Source organism: Ancylobacter sp. Lp-2, from assembly GCF_020523795.1.
GTDB lineage: Bacteria > Pseudomonadota > Alphaproteobacteria > Rhizobiales > Xanthobacteraceae > Ancylobacter.
Window position 1 is genome coordinate 39,417 of the sequence record NZ_JAJALI010000008.1, and the last position, 19,570, is coordinate 58,986.

The window sequence follows — 19,570 nt, forward strand, 5'->3', positions numbered from 1 at the left end:
ATCGCCCAGCAGCGAGTGGTTCGAAATTATATGAAGGTTTGCGTCCTCTATCTCTTCGGTGCCGCGAGGCCGAGCGTCTCGGCCATGCGCACCAGATCGGCGAGGGAGCGGGCGCCCATCTTCTTCATCACATGACCCCGGTGAATCTTGACGGTGATCTCGCTGAGGCCGATTTCGGCCGCCACCTGTTTGTTCATCAGGCCGGACGTGACGAGCGTCATGACTTCCTTCTCGCGCGCGGTAAGGGTTTCGTACAGTTCCTGCACCCCGGCGACCGCGCGGTCGGCCTGACGGCGGGTGCGGTCCTGCTCGATCGCGGCCGCGACGGCATCGAGAATGTCCTGGTCGCGAAAGGGCTTGGTGAGGAAGTCCACCGCCCCCGCCTTCATGGCCCGCACCGTCATCGGGATATCGCCATAGCCGGTCATGAAGATCACCGGCATGTTGAGCTCGCTGCGGACGAGCTGGGACTGGAAGTCGAGCCCGCTGACGCCGGGCAGACGAATGTCGAGCACAAGGCAGCGCGGCACGTCCGGCAGCCGCGCTGCGAGGAACTCCGCCGCGGAGCCGAACAGCTCGACACGCAGGCCGATGGAGCGGAACAGGCTGGAGAGCGCCTCGCGCAGGGGCTGGTCGTCGTCAACCACGATAACCAGAGGATCGATCGGTTCGGATGCGGCGCGGCGCGGCGGTGGGGTCGCAATCACGGGGTCGGCTCCTTGAGCGCGGGCAGAACCACACGGAACGTCATGCCGCCGTCGGCGTTCGGCATCGCGTCGATGCGGCCCATATGGGTCTCGATAATGGAACGGCAGATCGACAACCCCAACCCCATGCCCTGGGATTTGGAACTGTAGAATGGTTCGAACAGACGGGGCAGGTCTTCGGGCGCGACCCCGGTGCCCCGGTCGACGAACGCGATTTCGATCACCGGCTCGTCGGCGTCGTTTCGTCCCTGTCGCGACAGGATGGCGAGGGACCGGTCGCCGGACGCGCCATCCATCGCCTGCGCCGCATTGATCGCCAGATTGATCAGCACCTGCTGCAGCTGCACCCGGTCGCCCTTTACCGGTGGCAGCACCGGCGCCAGCCCGAGGCGGGGCTGCACGCCGTGGCGATGCAGCTCCCGCTCGATTATGGCGAGCGTCTCCTCGATCAGACTGTTGACCTCGATGGTCTCATGGCGGAGCTCGTCGCGGCGGGACAAAGCGCGCAGGCGCGCCACCACCTCGCTGGCGCGCCGTCCATTGGCAATCATCCGCTCGACGGAGGCGGTAGCCTCGCCGACGTCCGGTACCGGCCGGCGCAGCCAGCGCAACCCCGCCTCACCATTGGTGACCACCGCCGCCAGCGGCTGGTTCACCTCATGGGCGATCGAGGCCATCAGCTGGCCGAGCGTCGCCACCCGCGTCACCTGGGACAGCTCGGCCTGGGCCTGGAGCAAACGCTCCTCGGCCCGCTTGCCGGCGGTGATGTCGTTATTGATCTCCATCGTCGCCACAGGCCGGCCCTGTGGATCGCGGTGCTGCGACCAGCGGCTGGCGACCGTCACCTGCGCGCCGTCCTTGCAGGTATGGCGCAGCTCGCCCTCCCAGCGGGCATCGTGGTGCAGCTGCGCGTTCACGGCCTCGCGGGCCGACGGGAACACCGTGCGCAGCAGCTCGGTGGTCTTGCGCCCCACCGCCTCGTCCGATGACCAGCCATAGAGTTCCTCGGCGCCGCGGTTCCAATAGAGGATGGTGTCGGCGTCGTCGCGCACCAGTATGGCGTCGTGCGTCAGGTCGAGCAGCGCCGCCTGTCCGCGCATCATCTCGCGGGAACGGCTGTGGCGCAGCGACAGCAACGTGACCGCGACGATGGCGCTGATCGCGACGACGGCCCGCACCACCGCCTGCGGATCGTAGCGCTCGCCATGGACGGCGATGAAGCTGCCTGCCGTCAGGCCGATGCAGATGGCGCCGACCAGCAGGATGCCGCGCGGGGTCAGCCGGTCGGCTGCCAGCATCACCACCGCGACGTAGAGCACGGCGATGGCGGTATCGAGCGGGGTCAGCGTGTCGATGGCGAAGATCACGACGGCCAGCAGCGCGGCGAGCGCCGGCGCCAGCGGCCGGCCGGGCCGGAGCAGGGCGGCGAGCCCGGTCGTCACCGCGGCGCTCCGCGACCCGGACGGCAGATAAAATACAGGGGGGTAGGATGCAGCATCCACCCCTTGAGGGCCACGGTACAAATCATGGCGCCATGCTAGCAAATTCCGACTCCTAAGGGCCTATACCTACGTATGTTTTTCATCGGCTCATCGTATGCCGGCGCAAGCAGATGTAGAATTGAGCCGGAGACCAGATCGTCGATAGTCGTGCAGAGGACGGTGCCCGATGGTGCCGCCCGTTCGCCAAACCATCGCTTTTCGAGGACATGCCATGAGCCGGAACATCGCCGACCTGACCATCGCGACCTTGGCCCAGATCGGGGTGAAGCGTGTGTACGGCGTCGTGGGTGACAGCCTGAACGGCCTGACCGATGCCATCCGCCGCACCGACGGCATCGACTGGGTGCATGTGCGCCACGAGGAGGTCGCCGCCTTCGCCGCCGCCGGCGAGGCGGCCATCACCGGCGAACTGGCGGTGTGTGCCGGCTCCTGCGGGCCGGGCAATTTGCACCTGATCAACGGCCTGTTCGACGCGCAGCGCTCGCGCGTGCCGGTGCTTGCCATCGCGGCGCAGATCCCCTCCTCGGAGATCGGCGGCGGCTATTTCCAGGAGACGCACCCGCAGAACCTGTTCCGCGAATGCTCGGTCTATTGCGAGCTGGTGTCCGACCCGGCGCAGATGCCCTTCGTGCTGGAAAACGCCATCCGCGCCGCCATCGGCCAGCGCGGCGTCGCGGTGGTGGTGATACCGGGCGACATCGCGCTGAAGCCGGCGCCGGCCAAACCCATCTCCGCCAATGCCGGCCTCAAGCCGCGCGCGCCGGTGGTGACGCCCGCCGAGGAAGAGATCGCCGCGCTCGCCGCGCTGCTCAACGGCGCCGAGCGGGTGACGCTGTTCTGCGGGCGAGGCTGCGCCGGTGCGCATGCCCCGCTGATGGCGCTGGCGGAGAAGCTGAAGAGCCCGATCGTGCATGCGCTGGGCGGCAAGGAGCATGTCGAATACGACAATCCCTATGATGTCGGCATGACCGGATTCATCGGCTTTGCCTCCGGCTATGAGGCGATGCACGCTTGCGACGTGCTGCTGCTGCTCGGCACCGACTTTCCCTACAAGCAGTTCCTGCCGACCGGCGTCCGGATCGCGCAGGTCGACATCCGCCCAGAGCAGCTCGGCCGGCGCTGCGCGCTGGAACTCGGCCTCGTCGGCGACGTGGAGGCGACGCTCGACGCGCTGATCCCCAGGCTCGCCGTCAACGAGGACCGCACCCATCTCGACGAGGCGGTGGCGCGCTATCGCAAGTCGCGCAAGGGGCTGGACGATCTCGCCACCGGCACGCCGGGCAACAAGCCGATCCACCCGCAATATCTCGCCCGCCTCGTCAGCGAGGCGGCGGCGGAGGACGCGGCGTTCACCTTCGACGTCGGCACCCCGACCATCTGGGCGGCGCGCTATCTCACGATGAACGGCAAGCGGCGCATGGTCGGCTCGCTGGTGCACGGCTCGATGGCCAATGCCATGCCGCAGGCGATCGGCATCCAGGCGGCGCAGAAGGGCCGGCAGGTGGTCTCGCTGTCCGGCGATGGCGGCTTCACCATGCTGATGGGCGACCTCATCACCTTGAGGCAGGAAAAGCTGCCGGTGAAGGTGGTGATCTTCAACAATGGTACGCTCGGCTTCGTGGCGCTGGAGATGAAGGCGAACGGCTTCGTGGAGATCGGCACCAACCTCGAAAACCCGGATTTCGCGGCGATGGCGCGGGCCATGGGCATCCATGGCGTACGGGTGGAGGATCCCGGCGACCTGCCAGGAGCTATCGCCGAGGCGTTCGCCCATGACGGGCCGGCGGTACTGGACGTCGTCACCGCGACGCAGGAGCTTTCCATGCCGCCGACCATCGAGCTGGAGCAGGCCAAGGGCTTCGGCCTGTGGATGATCCGCGCGGTGATGAGCGGGCGCGGCGACCAGGTGCTCGATCTCGCCAAGACAAACCTGCTGCGGCGCTGACATGGCTGCCGCCGCGCCGGGGGCGGCATGGCGGCGACCCGTTCCCGCGATCCGGCGCGGGGCATGAGACCAAATGAAACGGGGCGGCAAGCCGAAAGCTTGCCGCCCCGTTCGTATCGATGGAAGTCGGCTCAGCCCTGGATGAAGGCGAGCAGGTCGGCGTTCAGCACCTCGGGATGGGTGGTGAGCATGCCGTGCGGGTAGCCCTCATAGATCTTCAGCGTGCCGTTCTTCACCAGCTTGACCGACTTCAGGCCGGCGTCCTTGTAGGGCACGATCTGGTCGTCGTCGCCGTGCAGCACCAGAACCGGCACCGAGATCGCCTTGAGGTCCTCGGTCTGATCGGTCTCGGAGAACGCCTTGATGCCCTCGTAATGCGCCTTGGCGCTGCCGATCATGCCCTGGCGCCACCAATTGTCGATCACGCCCTGCGAAACCTTCGCGCCTTCACGGTTGAAGCCGTAGAAGGGGCCGGCCGGCAGGTCGATGAAGAACTGCGCGCGATTGGCGGCGAGCGCGGCGCGCAGGCCGTCGAACACCTCGATCGGCAACCCTTCGGGATTGGCTTCGGTCTTCAGCATCAGCGGCGGCACGGCGGAGACCAGCACCGCCTTGGCGACGCGGCCGGCCGGTTCGCCGTGCTTGGCGACATAGCGGGCGACTTCGCCGCCGCCGGTGGAATGGCCGATATGGACGGCGTTCTTCAGGTCTAGATGCTCGACTACCGCGAAGGCGTCGGCGGCGTAGTGGTCCATGTCGTGGCCGTCGGAGACCTGCGACGAGCGGCCATGGCCGCGGCGATCATGGGCGACGACGCGGAAGCCCTTCTGCACGAAGAACAGCAGCTGGGCGTCCCAATCGTCGGACGACAGCGGCCAGCCATGGTGGAAGACGATCGGCTGGGCATCCTTCGGGCCCCAGTCCTTGAAGAAGATCTCGACGCCGTCCTTGGTGGTGACGAAAGGCATGGTTGCAATCCTTCGATCTGGCGATAAGGCGACGGTGGAAAGGCAAGCTGCAAAGCACCGCCGGGTGGCGCGAAAGGTAGAGCGAACGACGCGACCGGTACGTGACGAATGAACGCCCGCTATCGCGAATGCCCGCCGGCGAGCGGAATTGGGAAACCGGTGTCGTCCCGTCCGTCTCAGCCAGGAAGATAGGCCGCCGCGCGGCGCGTTGGCTATTGGCGTTCACGCAATGAATATCGTGTTATGTTGCGATGTTCATTGCAGTGAACGTGTGGTTGCCGAATCTAGAGTCGCTGAGGCGCCTCGGCGGCGCGGAGCGCGGCATCCTCGATCTGGATGGTGAGGTGCGACAGGCCGAAGCCGGCCTGCATCGCCGCCTGCGCCGCGGCGAGGGTGTCGCGGGCGCGGGCCATGTCGCTGATCACGACATGGCCGCTCATCGCGTCCATACCGGAGGTCAGCGTCCAGACGTGGAGGTCGTGCACCGCCTCGACACCCTCGATGGCGATGAGCGCTGCCTCGATCCGGGCGAGGTCGATGTCGGGCGGCGTGCCCTCCATGAGGATGTGCACGGCACCCTTCAGCAGGATCCAGGTGCGCGGCACGATGAACAGGCCGATGCCGGCGCCGACGATCGGGTCGACCAGCGTCCAGCCGGTCAGCATGACGATGACTGCCGCCAGGATGACGCCGAGCGAGCCGAGCATGTCGGCCAGCACCTCGAAATAGGCGCCCTTGACGTTGAGGCTCTCGTTCGAGCCCGCCGACAGCAGGCGCATGCTGATGAGGTTCACCGCCAGGCCGGCGATGGCCACCGCCAGCATCGGGCCGCCGATGATCTCCGGCGGGGCGACCAGGCGCTGCCAGGCCTCGTAGAGGATGAAAACGGTCACCACCAGCAGCACGACGGCGTTGGCGAGCGCCGCCAGCACCTCCATGCGGACATAACCATAGCTGTTGCGCGGGGTGGCGGGGCGCTCGGCGAAGCGGATGGCGACCAGAGCCAGCACCAGGCCGCCGGCATCGGTGAGCATGTGCGCGGCATCGGCGACCAGCGCCAGGCTACCGGTCCACAGGCCGCCGACGACCTCGACGATCATGAAGGAGAAGGTCAGCGCCAGCGCGAGATAGAGCGAGCGCTTGTGCCGTCCGCCGGCGGTCATGAGGGCGGCGGCATCGCCATGCGAATGCCCGCCGCCACGCGAATGCCCGCTGCCATGCGCATGTTCCGCCACCGCGCTCTCCCCGCTGCCCTGCTTCCCCGCGCGCGCCACGTTGCGCCGGCCGGCGATGGTAATCGATTTCCTGTGACACGCATGCGTGCGACGGCGGGACGACGGCCGGCAGAGGTTCAGGGATTGCGTGAGAGCATGAGCGTGGTGCGATCTTCCGGCACCTTCAGCCAGCTGCCGTCCTCCTGCGCGGCGAAGCGCAGCGGCTCGCCGGTATCGCCCAGCAGCAGCAGGTCGCCGGCATCCAGCCGCCAGCGCTCGCGCGCGGTCTTGCCGAATAGCGCGGCGCACCCATCGTCCGGGATCAGCGGATAGTCGCCGTCGCCAATCGGCTGCTCGCCGAACATCACGGTACAGAATGGCTGGTCCGGCCCACGCGACAGCCGCCACAGCCCGAACAAATCGGCCGGCTGCGCCTGCGGCGCCGCCTGCACCAGGCGCGGATTGACCAGGAAATATACCCCGTCGCGCTCACGCAGCGCTTCCCAGCTGCCTCCGGCGCCTTCGGTGAACTCCGCCACCAGCTTGCCGGAGGCGGCGTGCAGGCGGATCGAATCCCCCGGTCCCGGCGACCAGGAGGCGATGTCGGCGGCGAAGGTGATCTGTTCGGCGCAGGCGGGACGGTCGAGCTCCACGGCGAACAGCGGGTGGCCGATGCCCGCCGGCGCCCGGGCGGGTTTGGCGGCCAGCCTCAGCGGGCAGATGCGGTCGCCGTCTGCATTGGTGAGCTGGTAGGCGTCCGCCAGCCGACGCGCCACTGTGGCGGGAGTCTCCGGCGCGGTATCCGGCTCAGGTGCTTCCTTGGTCGTCGCATCCTGCGCGACGGCGGGCGGGGTCGCCGCGAACAGGCCTCCGAGCCCGGCGAGCAGCAGGGCGGTGGGGAGGACGAGGTCGCGGCGGCGCCTCATGACCGGCCTCAGCCCTTGACCGGCGGCCAGGGCGTTTCCGCCACCGGGGTCAGCGGCGGCTGGCCGGCCGCCCAGGCGAGCAGATTGTCGACCACCAGCTGACCCATGGCGTCGCGGGTGAGCTGCGTCGCGGAGGCGACATGCGGCAGCAGCACGACATTGTCGAGGGCGATCAGCGCCTCCGGCACGTTCGGTTCATGGGCGAAGACGTCGAGGCCGGCGGCGAGGATGGTGCCGTCCTGCAGCGCGGCGATCAGCGCCTCCTCGTCCACCACCGAGCCGCGCGCGACATTGATCAGCACGCCGCGCGGGCCGAGGGCCGCGAGCACCTCGGCGTTGATCATCCGATCGGTGGCAGCGCCGCCCGGCACGATGACGATGAGGGTGTCGACGTCGCGCGCCAGGGCGAGGAGGTCGGGATAGTGGGGATAATCGACGCCCTCGGCCGGGCGCCGGCTGTGATAGGCGATGGGACGGCCGAAACCCTCGAGCCGCCGGGCGATCGCCTTGCCGATGCGGCCCATGCCGACAATGCCGATGGAGCGGTCGCGCAGCGTCGCGGTGAGCGGGTAGGCGCCGGCCGGCCATTTGCCGGCGCGCAGATGGCGCTCGGCCTGCGGCAGTCGGCGAATGGCGGCGAGCGTCAGCGCGAGGGAGAGGTCGGCGACCTCGTCGTCGAGCACGCCCGGCGTGTTGGTGACGACCACGCCCCGCTTGCCGGCGGCCGGCGCATCGACGGAATCGTAGCCGACGCCGAAATTCGAGACGATTTCCAGCTGCGGCAGGGCATCCATCAGCTCGGCGGTGACGCGGCGGCGGGCGGTGGCGCCGACCCCGGTGGCGACGGCGCGGATGCGCGGCCCGGCCTGCACCAGCACCGCGTCGCCGTCCGGGCCGTCGAGCCGGTGCACCACGAAATGTTCGGTGAGCTGGGCCTCGATCATCGGCATCAGCGGTCCGGTCTGCAGAAGCTCGATGCGGCCGGAGGAGGGGGCGGTCGGGGATTCGGACATGTCAGGCTCCTTCACGTCGGCGGCTATTCGTCACCAAAGCACCGGCGCTGGCAATCCGTCTTGTGCAGGGGCGACCGGCTCCTGCCGGAAGCAGGGCTGTGGACAAGCCTGTGGATGGCGCGTGCATCACGACATGGCAGCGGCGCCGTTCGGGTGGCGCTTCGGGTGGTTATGCGCGACCTCGGCGGACGGCCGGCACCGCGTTGCCACGCGGCGGCGGGGCGACCGGTTGTCGGAGGGCGCTACGCCGAAGCCGGGGCTAAGCCGGCTCCTCCACTTCGTCGGGCTGCTCGTCGAGATCGGGGTTCTCGGCGCCGAGCTTGAGCGAGAGGTTCTTCTCGATCCGCCGCAGCAGCTTGCGCAGGCGCTTGCGGTCCTTGCCGTCGATGCCACCGGTCATGGTGTCCTCGAGCGAGTCCCAGATGTCGTCGATGGCGCCGGCGCGGGTGCGGCCCTCGTCGGTGAGATGCACCCGTACCAGCCGGGCGTCGGTATCGGAGGCCTTGCGGACCAGCAGGCCCTGCGCCGCCAACCGCCCCACCGTCTTGGAGGCGGTGGGCGGACGCACGCGTAGCGCGCCGGCGAGCTCGGACATGGTGCGGCCGTCAAGGTCGAACAGCAGCTTTAGGACGGTCTCCTGGCCCGGAAACAGCCCAAGCTCCTGGAGCCGTCGCGCGGCGAGCGCGCGCTGCAGACGCGCGGCGTGTTGCAGGCGAAGACCGATGCTCTTGTCGAACCCGTCCTTCATGGGGGCGTCCCGTCGACCGCATGGCGGCAACAACCATTGTTGCAGCAAAAACAGCGTGTCGTGACAGGAACATGGCGGGAAACGCCGATTTCGTCAAAATCTTGCTAGGTGCCCGCATTTTTAAGCCGGGCGAAGCGTTCCTCGACCCGGCTAAGGAACGCTTCGCGCTTGTCCAGGCTGACCGAATCCATGCCATGCAACGCCATCCAGAGCTTGCGCGCGCGGGGATGGATGATGCCGCCAATGCCGTCGAGCAGGATCCGGCGCCCCGGCTGTCCGATCCAGCACCACCAGAACCACGGCGAGCCCAGCGTCGAGACGGCGGCGATCAGCCGGATGTTGGTGAGGTGCCGTTCCAGCGGCCGGAACGGCTTGGGCATACCGAAGGTCTCGAACGGCACCAGCACGCGGTCGAGCCAGCCTTTCAGCATCGCCGGCGGGCCATACCACCAGGTCGGGGCGACGAAGATCAGCGCGTCGGCGGCCTTCACCCGGTCGAGATGCTCGGCGACGTTGACGCGGTTGAGCCCCGGCGTGTGGTAGTGGCGCCGCTCCTCCTCGGTGAGGGCGGGCTGGAAGCCGTCGGCATAGAGATCGATCAGGTCGGCCTCGTGGCCGGCGCGGGCGAGACCGCGCAGCACCGCGTCGCGCAGCGCCGCGCCGTAGCTGTCCGGCACCGGATGGCAGAAGACGACGAGCGCGCGCATGGTTTCCTCAGGCTAACGATTTCCGCCGGCAAGGTTCGCCCGTGCCGCGGCGGTCTTCAGGTAAGGCGGGATTCGACGGGCCAATTTTCAGGCCAATCCCTGGAACAGATAGGTCCGGCCGGCAGCTAGGTCGAAGTCCGGGTTCTCCCAGCCGATCATCTTGCCGGGATTGAGCAGGCCGGCGGGGTCGGCCTCGCGCTTGAAAGCGAGCTGCACGGTGTCGGTCTGCTTCATACCGCCTTCCTCCAGCGTGTAGCGGTGCGGGTTGAACACCACGGCGCCCATCTCCTCATGGATGGCGACGATCTCGTCGAGCCGCTCTTCGGTGGTGAAGTGCACCAGCGGCAGGCCGAAGCAGGTGATCTTGCCATCGAAGCGGACGAATTCGAGATGTGCCGGCACCTCGGCGCCCAGTCGACGGTGAATCCGCGCGACGAGATCGAGCTGGTCGGGAAACGGATAGAGCGTCTGTAGATAGGTGATCGCCGGGTCGACGCGCAGCGCCCGCAGCGTGGTGTGGTTCCACGACAGCTCGTAGAGCGGCGGCAGGCCGGCCTGCCGGTCGGCCGGCACGAGGTCGGAGCGGAACAGGAACTCGCCGCCATGGCGGGCGGTGAAGGCGGCGAACGCCTCGATGGCGAGCGCATCGACCATGACCAGCACCACATGGCGTCCGTCCGGCAGGAACGGCTTGTGGCGCAGGAAGTAAAGCTGCGGCACCGGCGCGGCGACGACGCTGACCAGCTTCTTCGCCAGCGCGTCCTGCTCGCCGAGCGCGTTGGCATAGGCGCAGGCGCGGCCAAAATCCTCGAAGCCGAAAATGGCCTCCACCCAGCCATAGGCGGGAGCGAGCGGCAGGCTCACCTCGGTCACGATGCCGTTGGTACCATAGGCATGGGCGACCTTGCCGACCTCCTCGCCGGAAAGGCGCAGCACCCGCGGCTCGGGCTCCATCGTCACCACGGCGAGGCCGAGTATATTGCCGAGATCGCGCAGTCCGCCCCACATGATCGAGCCGACGCCGCCGGAGCCGCCGGCGATGAAGCCGCCCACCGAGGCGGTGCGGTAGGTGGAGGGGTGCAGGCGCAGTTCCTGGCCGGTGGCACGGGTGGCGGCGTCGATATCGGCGAGGATGGCGCCGGCCTGCGCCACCACCCGGCCGGGCGTGACGTCGAGCACGCGGTTCATGCCGGAGAGGTCTAGCACCACGCCGCCGGCCAGCGGCATGGCCTGTCCGTAATTGCCGGTGCCGGCGCCGCGCGGCGTCACGGGAATGGCGAGCTCGGCACAGGCCTTGAGGATGCGGATCACCTCGTCCTGCGAGGTGGCGAAGGCGACGAGGTCCGCGACGACCGCGTCGAGCTGACGCTTCAGCACTGGCGAGTACCAGTAGAAATCCCGGCTCTTCTGCCGCACCAGCGCCGGATTGTCCTCGAGGCGGATACCGTCGAGACGGGCCCTGAGGGCGGCAAGGTCGTAGCGGTCGCTCATCGGGGCTCACCCATTAGATCGTCGAGTTCAGCAGGGTCCGGCGGCGTCGTGTCGATGCTGCGGCCGGCGCGCAGCACGAGGCGGTCCGCCTGCGGACGGGACAGCAGCTCGTTCAGGCTGCGGGCGCGGAACAGCGACAGGTCGGCCGGCGCGCCCGTGGTGAACAGGCCGGCGCCGCCCAGCCCCATGGCGGCGGCCGGGCGGGCGGTGACGATGTCCGGCCAATCGGCGAAGGGATGGTCGAGATGGGCGATGCGGACCGCCTCGCGGAGCACCTCGACGAGATCGAGATCGCCATAGGCGTAGAAGGGATCGCGCACATTGTCGCTCGCCGCCATGACCGGGATGCCGCGCGCGCGCATCTCGTGCAGCAGGGTGACGCCGCGGGCACGGGGCGTGCGGCCCGGCGCGCGGTCCTGGAGGTAGAGATTGCACATCGGCAGCGACACCACGCCGATGCCGGCCCGGGCGACGAGATCGAGCGTGCGGTCGACCACCGCCGGTTCCTGCCGTGACAGCGAGCAGCAATGGCCGACCAGTATGCGGCCTTCGAAGCGACGGGCGAGCGCGGTCTGCGCGATCAGCGCCAGGGAATCGGCGGCGGGATCGAGCGTCTCGTCGACATGGAAGTCGAGATCGAGGCCGTGGCGCTCGGCGGCGGCGAACAGGCGGTCGAGGCCGGCCTGGAGATTGGCCGCCGGCCAGGTGAAGGTGCCCAACACGCCGCCGAGGCGGGCGACGGTCTCGACCAGCGGGCCGAATTCGCCGTCGTCCAGCACATTGTCCACCGGCGCGAGCGCCACCGCCTGCAAGGTGAGCCGGTCCGCCCATTCCGCGCGCTTTTCGGCGAAGACCGGCCAGGAGATGGCGGTTTGCGGGCCGATGGAATCGAGATGGGTGCGGATCGCCACCGTGCCGTGCGCATAAGCACAGCGCAGCGCGAAATCCATGCGGCGGGCCACGTCCACGGCGCTCCAGCGTGCCTCGCGGTCGATCGTGTTGGCGGCGAGCGCGCCGGCGAAGCTGCCGTCGAGGTTCGGCTGGCGCGGCCAGATGAACGCCTTGTCGAGATGGGTGTGGACGTCGACGAGCCCGGGCAGGACCAGCGCGCCGTCGAGATCGAGGCGGGGCAGCGGGTGGTTGGTCTCGCCATGCGGGGTGAGGCCGGCGATGGCGTTCTCGACGACGAAGAGGTTGATCTGCACCAGCCCTTCACGATCCGGGCTCAGGGAGAGTTCGGGCACCAGCGCGGCGGGCGCGCGGACGCCGGCCAGCACATAGGCGTCCGGCGGGTTGGCAAGGAAGGCGGCGCGCATGGCGGCGTTCATGGCTCGGGCTCCCGATCCTCAATTGCCCCGGCCGAGAGCGCTCTCGTGCCAGCGGCGCAGCAGCAGCCACGACACGAGGCTGAGCCCGGCATAGATGAGGATGCCGGCGAGAGAAATCAGCAGCAGCGCGGCGAACATGCGCGGTATGTTGAGCCGGTAGGCGGATTCGACGATGCGGAAGGCGAGGCCGGAGCCCTGGCCGGCGGAGCCGGCGGCGATCTCGCCGACCACCGCGCCGACCAGTGCGAGGCCGCCGGCGATGCGCAGCCCGCCGAGGAAATAGGGCAGGGCGGTGGGCAACTGCAGCAGGCGCAGGGTTTGCAGCCGGCTGGCGCCGGACAGCCGGAACAGGTCGCGCAGGTTGGCGTCGACCGAATTGAGCCCGAGCGTGGTGTTGGACAGGATCGGGAAGAAGGCGACGATCCAGGCGCAGGTAAGCACGGCGGCGTCGGTGGACAGGTAGATCAACATCAGCGGCGCGATCGCGATCAGCGGCGTCACCTGCAGGATGATGGCGATGGGGAACAGCGAGAACTCGACGATGCGGGCGGAGGCGAAGAGCAGCGCCAGCGCCGCGCCGCCGACCGCCGCCAAAGCGAGGGCGACCAGCGTGGTGCGCAGCGTCACCATCAGCGAGCCGAGGAGCACACTGCGGTCGGCGATCAACGTGTCGAGAACGCGCAGCGGGCCGGGCAGGATATAGGGCGGCAAATCGTTGAGCCGCACCACGAGATCCCAGCCGAGCACGACGAGGCCGAGCACCGCCAGCGGCAGCAGCCAGCGCAGCGGCGAGGTCTCCAGCCGGTGCGTCGCGGGGGCGAGCATGGCGAGCGCCCCCGTCAGCCGGCGTTCATGGCGGCGGCGAGTGCCGTCGAGGTCTGCCGGCACAGGGCGGCATATTCCGGCGAGGTGCGGAAAGCCTCGTCGCGCGGCTGGGCGGGGTCGATCTCCAGCTCGGCGGCGACGCGGCCGGGCCGGGCGCGGAAGACGAGGATGCGGGTGGACAGGTAGACCGATTCGAACACCGAATGGGTGACGAACACGATGGTGCAGTTAAGTTGCCGCCAGACGTCCAGCAGGTCGTTGTTCAGCTTGAAGCGGGTGATCTCGTCGAGCGCGGCGAAGGGCTCGTCCATCAGGAGCAGGCGTGGCTTGGTCACCAGCGCGCGGGCGATGGAGACGCGCATCTTCATGCCGCCGGAGAGTTCTCGCGGATAGGCGTCACGGAAGCCGTCGAGGCCGACCAGTTCCAGCGCCTCCATGATCGCCGGCTCGGCCTCGCGGCGCGAGGTGCCGGCAAGCTTGAGCGGCAGGTGGACATTGCCGAACACGCTCGCCCACGGCATCAGAGTCGGCTCCTGGAAGACGAAGCCGACGGACGGATGGGTGGAGGATGCCTTGCCCGCGCGCTCGCCGTTGAAGGCGATATGGCCGGAGGTTGGCTCGGCGAGACCGGCGATCAGCCGCAGCGCCGTCGACTTGCCGCAGCCGGACGGGCCGAGCAGCGAGAGGAACTCGCCGCGGCGCACCTCCATGTCGAGCCCCTCGAGGGCGGTGACCTGATTGCCGAAGCGTTTGCCGACGCCGGCAAGGGTGAGCAGCGGCGCGCCGGGCGGTTCGGCGGCGGGCACCGGGGCCGGCGGATCGATGAGGGTGGTCACGCGCGGGGACCGCTCATTTAGGTGCCAGGTCCTTGCCGACGCCCTTGTTCACGAACTGCGTCGTGTAGGACTTCTTGTAGTCGATGTCGGCCTTGACCACCTTGGCGCGCACCATCTTGTCGTAGAAGCTCTTGATCTTCTCATCGGTCATGGCGCCGACGCCCAGCTTCTTGGTGTCACCGGAATCGACGATGCCGTACTCCTTCATCTTGTCGATGGAGAAGGCGATCATCTCGTCGGTCATTTCCGGATTGTCCTTCTTGATCAGGGCGTTGGCCTTGGCGTTGTCGCCATAGAGATAATTGTACCAGCCGATGATCGAGGCATCGACGAAGCGCTGCACGAGGTCGGGGTTCGACTTCACCAGCTCGGAGCGGGTCTCGATGGTGGTGGAATAGGTATCGAAGCCCTGGTCCGCCAGCAGGAACAGCTTCGGCTTGAAGCCGCCTTGCTTCTCCACCGCATAGGGCTCGGAGGTGATGTAGCCCTGCATGGCGCTGTTCTTGTCGGCGAGGAAGGGCGCGGCGTTGAAGGTGTAGGGCTTCACCTGATTTTCGCTGAAGCCGAAATCGGCGACCAGCCACTGATAGTAGCTGGCGAGGCCCTCCTTGGAGATGAACAGGGTGCGGGTCTTCAGATCCTCGAAGGTCGCGACGTCCGGGTGGGCGATCAGCACCTGCGGGTCCTTCTGGAACATCGCGGCGACGATCACCGTCGGGATGCCTTCCACCACCGAGGAGAAGGCCTGCAGCATGTTGGCGCCCATGTAGAAGTCGATCTTGCCGACCGGCAGCAGCAGCCGGTTGTTGGCCTGCGGGCCGCCGGGCAGGATGGTGACGTCGAGGCCGTATTTCGCATAGGTGCCGTCCACCACCGCCTGGTAGAAGCCACCATGCTCGGCCTGCGCCACCCAATTGGTGCCGAACGTCACCTTGTCGGCGGCGAAGGCGCGCGGGGTGGCGGCGAGGCTGGCGATAGCCACCGCCGCGAGGGCGAGCGAGTGCAGGGTGGAGCGGCGCGAAAACAGGCGCATGGACGGGGTCTCCCAACGGGCAATGCCGGCGACAATGCCGTCATACTAGGCGAGCTCAAAGCCGATGCACATAGGAGCCGGACGACCTTGTCCGCACAAATTTGCGGGCTTAAGGATGGGACATGCTGCGCCATCTTCTCCCCGCCGGCGTGCGCCGGCCCTTCGCCCGCTACAGCCATGCCGTCGAGGTGACGGCCGGGGCACGGCTGCTGCTGACCTCCGGCCAGCTCGGCATCGCCCCGGACGACGCGATCCCCGACAGCGCCGAGGAGCAGGCCGAATTGTGCTTCCGCGCCATCGCCGTCTGCCTCGCCGAGGCGGGGATGGGGCCGGGCGACATCGTGCGGCTGAACGCCTATGTCACCGACCGGGCGCATATGGCCGGTTATATGGCGGCGCGCGACCGCTTCGTCGTCGATCCGCCGCCAGCCTCGACGCTGATGATTGTCTCCGGTTTCACCCGGCCGGAATTCAAGGTCGAGGTCGAGGCGCTGGCGGCGCGGGCCGATTGAGCCCGGGCGACGTCCGCGCGCCGGACATCGCCCGGCTTTTGTCGTTACGCATTTTCTTCACGCGAACCGGTACCCACTTCGCTGGAAAATGCTCTAGAACGCCCGCCTGACCGCCTGCGGAGCCCGACGATGCCGCCCAAACGCTTCTGGACCGAAATGAGCTGGACCGATTTCGCGCAAGGCGATGTCGGCAGCTGGATCGCCGTCTTGCCGGTGGCGGCGGTGGAGCAGCACGGGCCGCATCTGCCGGTCGGCGTCGACGCGATGATCGGCCAGGGTTATCTCGACGCGGTGATGAAGCTCATCCCCGACGACTTGCCGGCGGTGTTCCTGCCGATGCAGCAGGTCGGCAAGTCGAACGAGCACATCTTCTTCCCGGGTACGCTGACCCTTTCCGCCGAGACGGTGAGCCGCGCCTGGGTCGAGATCGGCGAGAGCGTCTACCGCGCCGGGGTGCGCAAGATCGTGCTGGTCAACTCGCATGGCGGCAACGTTTCCACCCTCGACACCGTGGCGCGCGAACTGCGTGCCCGGCTCGGCATGCTGGCGGTAACGGTGTCCTGGCATCGCTTCGGCTATCCCGAGGGCCTGTTCTCGGCCACCGAGCGCCAGCACGGCATCCATGCCGGTGGCATCGAGACCTCGCTGATGCAGGTGTTCCGCCCCGACATGGTGCGCGAGGACCAGATCGACAACTTCGTCCCGGCGACGCTGGGCATGGAGCAGGAATTCGAGTTCCTGCGCGCCGGCACGCCGGCCGGCTTCGGCTGGATGTCGCAGGACATCAACCCGACCGGCGCCATGGGCGATGCCACCGAGGCCGATGCCGAGAAGGGCCGCGCCTGCGCCGCCTATGGCGCGCGCGCCTTCGTGGCGCTGCTCGCCGACGTGCACCGTTTCGACCTGTCCCGCCTGTCCGCCGGCCCGCTCGGCGGCGGCGCTAAATGAACGCTCCCCTGACTGCGATGGATACGACTGCGATGCCGCTGCGCCTGACGCTCGACGAGGCCCGTGCCTATGCCGGCCGGGTGCTGGAGACCTTCGGCGCCGCGCCGGCCAATGCGGCGACCACCGCCCGGGCGCTGGTGGCGGCGGAGGCCGACGGGCTCGGCAGCCACGGCCTCGCCCGCCTGCCGAGTTATGCGGCGATGGTCGCCGCCGGCAAGATCGACGGCCATGCGGTGCCGACGAGCCGGCGGGTGGCGCCGAGCGTGCTGGTCGTCGACGCCGGCAACGGTTTTGCCTATCCCGCTATCGAGCAGGCGCTGCCGCTGGCGGAGGAGATCGCCCGCGAGACCGGCATCGCGCTGGTCTCGATGCGGCGCTCCAGCCATTTCGGCGTCGCCGGCCAGCCGGTGGAAAAGCTCGCCGAGCGCGGGCTGGTGGCGCTGGCCTTCTCCAACGCTTCGGCCTCCATCGCCCCGTGGGGCGGCAAGAAGGCGGTGTTCGGTACCAATCCGCTCGCCTTCGCCACCCCGTTGCGCGACCGGCCGCCGGCGGTGGTCGACCTCTCGGTCGCCAAGGTGGCGCGGGGCAACGTGCTGGCGGCGGCCCAGCGCGGCGAGCCGATCCCGGAAGGCTGGGCGCTCGACAAGGAGGGCCGGCCGACCACCGATTCCAAGGCCGGGCTCGCCGGCACCATGGTGCCGATGGGCGAGGCCAAGGGTACCGCGCTCGCCTTCCTCATCGAGGTGATGGCGGCGGGACTGACCGCCTCCACCTTCGCCTTCGACGCGCCGAGCTTCTTCGACGGCGAGGGGCCGCCGGCAGCGGTCGGCCATGTGATGATCGCCATCGATCCCAGCCGGACGGCGGGTGCCGCCTATCTCGACCATATGGAGCGGCTGGCGGCGATGATCGAGGGCGAGCCTGGCGCTCGCCTGCCCGGCCAGCGGCGCCTCGCCAACCGCGAGAAGGCCGCGCGCGACGGCATCAGCGTCCCGCCGGCGCTGCGGGCCGCGCTGGCGGGGATGGGCTTCGCCGGCTAGGCACCTCCGCGAACACCGAGGAGCGATCCCGTCTCTCCGCCTCGCTGCGGCGGGGACGATGGTGTTTGCCAAGCGTGTCGGTTTCTGTGGCGGATGCGAGACGGCTCTGCCGCGGTTTCAGGCGAGACGCTTTCCTATCCTCTCCCCGTTCGGCGCGCGCGCGGCGGGTCGGTGAGGGGTCGACATTGCTGAGCCGAAGAAGGCCGCTCACCCCAACCCTCTCCGTCGACATCGGATACATCCGATGTCGACCTTGCCGGGGACCGAACTCGATAACTGCCGAGTTCGGAGCGGGGAGAGGGGGAAGATAGCGGTGCTCGGGCCCCTTCACTCTGGCATCGTCGACCAGTCCGGCGCCCAACCGCCCTCGACCTTACGGAACAGCGGGCAGGAAATCGGCGCCCGCACCAGGCCGGGCCAGGCCGGATCGATGGCGCCGAGCGTCTTCTGCCAGACATTGGTCTCCTTGATCGCGGTGGCGACGCCCACCACGTCGGCGCCGATGCGCCGCATCAGCTCGAGCTCGGCCGAGACGGTGCCGCCGGTGGAGATGACGTCCTCCACCAGCAGCACCCGCTTGCCTTCCATGCGTTCCAGGAGGCGCGGGTCGATGAACACCGTCTTCGGCTTCAGCGGGCTGGTGATGGAGATCACCGGGATCGACAACTCGTCCTCGAACCAGAATTTCCGCGAATAGCTCAGCGGCACATAGTGCGGGTGGCCGAGCTTCTTCGCCACCGAGGCGGCGAGCACCATGCCGAGGGTGGGCATGCCGACGACGACCTCCGGTTCGAGGTCGCGGACCATCTCCGCCATCGCCGTGCTGAGCCGGTCTTCCAGCGCGAAGGAATTCTCGGTGATGCAGAGATAGGCGATGGCGGTGTCGAAATCGGGCGGCAGCGCCAGGAACGGCAGATCCGCCCAGTCCCCGTCCGGCAGCTTCACCGGGTAGCTGTCCCGGTAGGGCGGCGGACCGGGATCCTTGAGCTCGGCGGCGGGGATGAGGCGGTCGCGATAGAAGCCGCGGTCCTGAAAATTGAGGGGCATGGGGAACTCCGGGAGGCGAGGGCCTCGCGAAGCCAGCAACGCAAATGCCAAGGGCCGCCCGCATGCGGCGGACGGCCCTTCAACATTCGTCGTATCGTCCGCCGGCCTATGGCCGGCAGTTGATCGAGGGGCTTCGGCCCGAACCGGGCCGGGGCCTCACTTCTTGGCGGCTTCGATCGCCTTGACGATCAGCTCGCGGGCGCGCTCGGGGCCGTGCCAGTCGGCGACGTTGACCTTCTTGCCCTTCTCCAGGTCCTTGTAGTGGGTGAAGAAGTGCGCGACCTGCTCGACGACGAGCGGGGGCAGGTCCTTATAGGACTTCACGTTGGAGTGGTACGGGTAGACGCTGTCGGCCGGCACCGCGAGGATCTTCTCGTCGCCGCCCTTCTCGTCGGTCATCATCAGCACGCCGACCGGGCGGCAGGGGATGACGCAGCCGGCCATCAGCGCCACCGGCGAGATGACGATGACGTCGAGCGGATCGCCGTCGTCGCCGAGCGACTGCGGGATGAAGCCGTAGGCACCCGGATAGAACATCGGCGTGTGCAGGAAGCGGTCGACGAAGATCGCGCCGGAGTCCTTGTCGAGCTCGTACTTCACCGGCGCGCCGCCGGCCGGGATCTCGATGAGGGCGTGGATCTCATCCGGCGGGTTCGGTCCGGCAGAAATGCGTGAAATGTCCATGAACGGGCTCCAGAACGAAGAGATGCCGGGCGGTCCGGCCGACAAAGCGCCTTCTAATAGGTCGGAGCAGGCCTGACGTCGAGAGAGGACGAACGG

At 68.4% G+C, this 19,570-nt stretch carries 19 protein-coding genes; 4 read left to right on the forward strand and 15 right to left on the reverse strand.

Going from position 1 to position 19,570, the window contains the following annotated elements:
* Positions 1–47: 47 nt before the first annotated feature.
* Entirely contained in the window at positions 48–707 is a 660-nt protein-coding gene (locus LGR54_RS18945; RefSeq protein WP_230363535.1) for a response regulator transcription factor, read from the reverse strand.
* Positions 704–2,149 (reverse strand): ATP-binding protein, encoded by a 1,446-nt coding sequence (locus LGR54_RS18950; protein ID WP_230363536.1) that lies wholly within the window; start codon positions 2,147–2,149, stop codon positions 704–706. Before LGR54_RS18950 ends, LGR54_RS18945 begins: the two co-directional genes overlap by 4 nt.
* 271 nt (positions 2,150–2,420) lie before the next feature.
* Between LGR54_RS18950 and poxB the strand changes: the two genes are divergently transcribed.
* Positions 2,421–4,154 (forward strand): ubiquinone-dependent pyruvate dehydrogenase, encoded by a 1,734-nt coding sequence (gene poxB, locus LGR54_RS18955; RefSeq protein WP_230363537.1) that lies wholly within the window; start codon positions 2,421–2,423, stop codon positions 4,152–4,154.
* A gap of 131 nt (positions 4,155–4,285) precedes the next feature.
* Here poxB and LGR54_RS18960 read toward each other — a convergent pair whose 3' ends face one another.
* From LGR54_RS18960 to LGR54_RS19010, 11 genes are all read right to left on the reverse strand, one after another.
* Positions 4,286–5,122, reverse strand: coding sequence for an alpha/beta fold hydrolase (locus LGR54_RS18960; protein ID WP_230363538.1), 837 nt, complete (start codon positions 5,120–5,122; stop codon positions 4,286–4,288).
* Between the two features lie 284 nt (positions 5,123–5,406).
* Positions 5,407–6,285 (reverse strand): cation diffusion facilitator family transporter, encoded by an 879-nt coding sequence (locus LGR54_RS18965; RefSeq protein WP_230363666.1) that lies wholly within the window; start codon positions 6,283–6,285, stop codon positions 5,407–5,409.
* 188 nt (positions 6,286–6,473) lie between these two features.
* Positions 6,474–7,262 carry an AprI/Inh family metalloprotease inhibitor gene (locus LGR54_RS18970; protein WP_230363539.1) on the reverse strand — a complete coding sequence of 263 codons (789 nt, stop codon included), beginning with the start codon at positions 7,260–7,262 and terminating at the stop codon, positions 6,474–6,476.
* Between the two features lie 8 nt (positions 7,263–7,270).
* Positions 7,271–8,275, reverse strand: coding sequence for a 2-hydroxyacid dehydrogenase (locus LGR54_RS18975; protein WP_230363540.1), 1,005 nt, complete (start codon positions 8,273–8,275; stop codon positions 7,271–7,273).
* Positions 8,276–8,534: 259 nt separating this feature from the next.
* Positions 8,535–9,023, reverse strand: a complete 489-nt coding sequence (locus LGR54_RS18980; RefSeq protein WP_230363541.1) for a MarR family winged helix-turn-helix transcriptional regulator — start codon at positions 9,021–9,023, stop codon at positions 8,535–8,537.
* 104 nt (positions 9,024–9,127) lie between these two features.
* Entirely contained in the window at positions 9,128–9,730 is a 603-nt protein-coding gene (locus LGR54_RS18985) for an NAD(P)H-dependent oxidoreductase (protein WP_230363542.1), read from the reverse strand.
* Between the two features lie 87 nt (positions 9,731–9,817).
* Positions 9,818–11,221, reverse strand: coding sequence for an FAD-binding oxidoreductase (locus LGR54_RS18990; protein ID WP_230363543.1), 1,404 nt, complete (start codon positions 11,219–11,221; stop codon positions 9,818–9,820).
* Positions 11,218–12,549: a cytosine deaminase gene (locus LGR54_RS18995; RefSeq protein ID WP_230363544.1), complete on the reverse strand. Its 1,332-nt coding sequence runs from the start codon at positions 12,547–12,549 to the stop codon at positions 11,218–11,220. The genes LGR54_RS18990 and LGR54_RS18995 overlap by 4 nt, the downstream gene beginning before the upstream one ends.
* Positions 12,550–12,567: 18 nt before the next feature.
* Entirely contained in the window at positions 12,568–13,374 is an 807-nt protein-coding gene (locus LGR54_RS19000; protein ID WP_230363545.1) for an ABC transporter permease, read from the reverse strand.
* 14 nt (positions 13,375–13,388) lie between these two features.
* Complete coding sequence (locus tag LGR54_RS19005; protein ID WP_230363546.1) at positions 13,389–14,210, reverse strand: ABC transporter ATP-binding protein; 822 nt, start codon at positions 14,208–14,210, stop codon at positions 13,389–13,391.
* Between the two features lie 13 nt (positions 14,211–14,223).
* Positions 14,224–15,243: an ABC transporter substrate-binding protein gene (locus LGR54_RS19010; RefSeq protein ID WP_370638237.1), complete on the reverse strand. Its 1,020-nt coding sequence runs from the start codon at positions 15,241–15,243 to the stop codon at positions 14,224–14,226.
* Between the two features lie 122 nt (positions 15,244–15,365).
* Between LGR54_RS19010 and LGR54_RS19015 the strand changes: the two genes are divergently transcribed.
* From LGR54_RS19015 to LGR54_RS19025, 3 genes are all read left to right on the forward strand, one after another.
* Positions 15,366–15,755 (forward strand): RidA family protein, encoded by a 390-nt coding sequence (locus LGR54_RS19015; protein ID WP_230363547.1) that lies wholly within the window; start codon positions 15,366–15,368, stop codon positions 15,753–15,755.
* A gap of 129 nt (positions 15,756–15,884) precedes the next feature.
* The gene (locus LGR54_RS19020) at positions 15,885–16,703 is read left to right on the forward strand and encodes a creatininase family protein (RefSeq protein WP_230363548.1); all 819 of its coding nucleotides are present in this window, start codon (positions 15,885–15,887) and stop codon (positions 16,701–16,703) included.
* A 32-nt stretch (positions 16,704–16,735) separates the two neighbouring features.
* A complete protein-coding gene (locus LGR54_RS19025) occupies positions 16,736–17,743 on the forward strand; it encodes an Ldh family oxidoreductase (RefSeq protein WP_230363549.1) in 1,008 nt (335 codons plus the stop codon).
* A 327-nt stretch (positions 17,744–18,070) separates the two neighbouring features.
* Here LGR54_RS19025 and LGR54_RS19030 read toward each other — a convergent pair whose 3' ends face one another.
* Both LGR54_RS19030 and ppa read right to left on the reverse strand, forming a co-directional pair.
* A complete protein-coding gene (locus tag LGR54_RS19030) occupies positions 18,071–18,790 on the reverse strand; it encodes a phosphoribosyltransferase (protein WP_230363550.1) in 720 nt (239 codons plus the stop codon).
* 156 nt (positions 18,791–18,946) lie between these two features.
* Positions 18,947–19,474 (reverse strand): inorganic diphosphatase, encoded by a 528-nt coding sequence (gene ppa, locus LGR54_RS19035; RefSeq protein WP_230363551.1) that lies wholly within the window; start codon positions 19,472–19,474, stop codon positions 18,947–18,949.
* Positions 19,475–19,570: the final 96 nt, after the last annotated feature.

Coding starts and splice junctions, on each gene's coding strand:
- LGR54_RS18965 (WP_230363666.1), bottom strand. CDS start 6,285: ATGACCGCCGGCGGACGGCACAAGCGCTCGCTCTATCTCGCGCTGGCG.
- LGR54_RS19000 (WP_230363545.1), bottom strand. CDS start 13,374: ATGCTCGCCCCCGCGACGCACCGGCTGGAGACCTCGCCGCTGCGCTGG.
- LGR54_RS18960 (WP_230363538.1), bottom strand. CDS start 5,122: ATGCCTTTCGTCACCACCAAGGACGGCGTCGAGATCTTCTTCAAGGAC.
- LGR54_RS19010 (WP_370638237.1), bottom strand. CDS start 15,243: ATGCGCCTGTTTTCGCGCCGCTCCACCCTGCACTCGCTCGCCCTCGCG.
- LGR54_RS18985 (WP_230363542.1), bottom strand. CDS start 9,730: ATGCGCGCGCTCGTCGTCTTCTGCCATCCGGTGCCGGACAGCTACGGC.
- LGR54_RS18990 (WP_230363543.1), bottom strand. CDS start 11,221: ATGAGCGACCGCTACGACCTTGCCGCCCTCAGGGCCCGTCTCGACGGT.
- poxB (WP_230363537.1), top strand. CDS start 2,421: ATGAGCCGGAACATCGCCGACCTGACCATCGCGACCTTGGCCCAGATC.
- LGR54_RS18970 (WP_230363539.1), bottom strand. CDS start 7,262: ATGAGGCGCCGCCGCGACCTCGTCCTCCCCACCGCCCTGCTGCTCGCC.
- LGR54_RS18980 (WP_230363541.1), bottom strand. CDS start 9,023: ATGAAGGACGGGTTCGACAAGAGCATCGGTCTTCGCCTGCAACACGCC.
- ppa (WP_230363551.1), bottom strand. CDS start 19,474: ATGGACATTTCACGCATTTCTGCCGGACCGAACCCGCCGGATGAGATC.
- LGR54_RS19020 (WP_230363548.1), top strand. CDS start 15,885: ATGCCGCCCAAACGCTTCTGGACCGAAATGAGCTGGACCGATTTCGCG.
- LGR54_RS18975 (WP_230363540.1), bottom strand. CDS start 8,275: ATGTCCGAATCCCCGACCGCCCCCTCCTCCGGCCGCATCGAGCTTCTG.
- LGR54_RS19025 (WP_230363549.1), top strand. CDS start 16,736: ATGCCGCTGCGCCTGACGCTCGACGAGGCCCGTGCCTATGCCGGCCGG.
- LGR54_RS19015 (WP_230363547.1), top strand. CDS start 15,366: ATGCTGCGCCATCTTCTCCCCGCCGGCGTGCGCCGGCCCTTCGCCCGC.
- LGR54_RS19030 (WP_230363550.1), bottom strand. CDS start 18,790: ATGCCCCTCAATTTTCAGGACCGCGGCTTCTATCGCGACCGCCTCATC.
- LGR54_RS18995 (WP_230363544.1), bottom strand. CDS start 12,549: ATGAACGCCGCCATGCGCGCCGCCTTCCTTGCCAACCCGCCGGACGCC.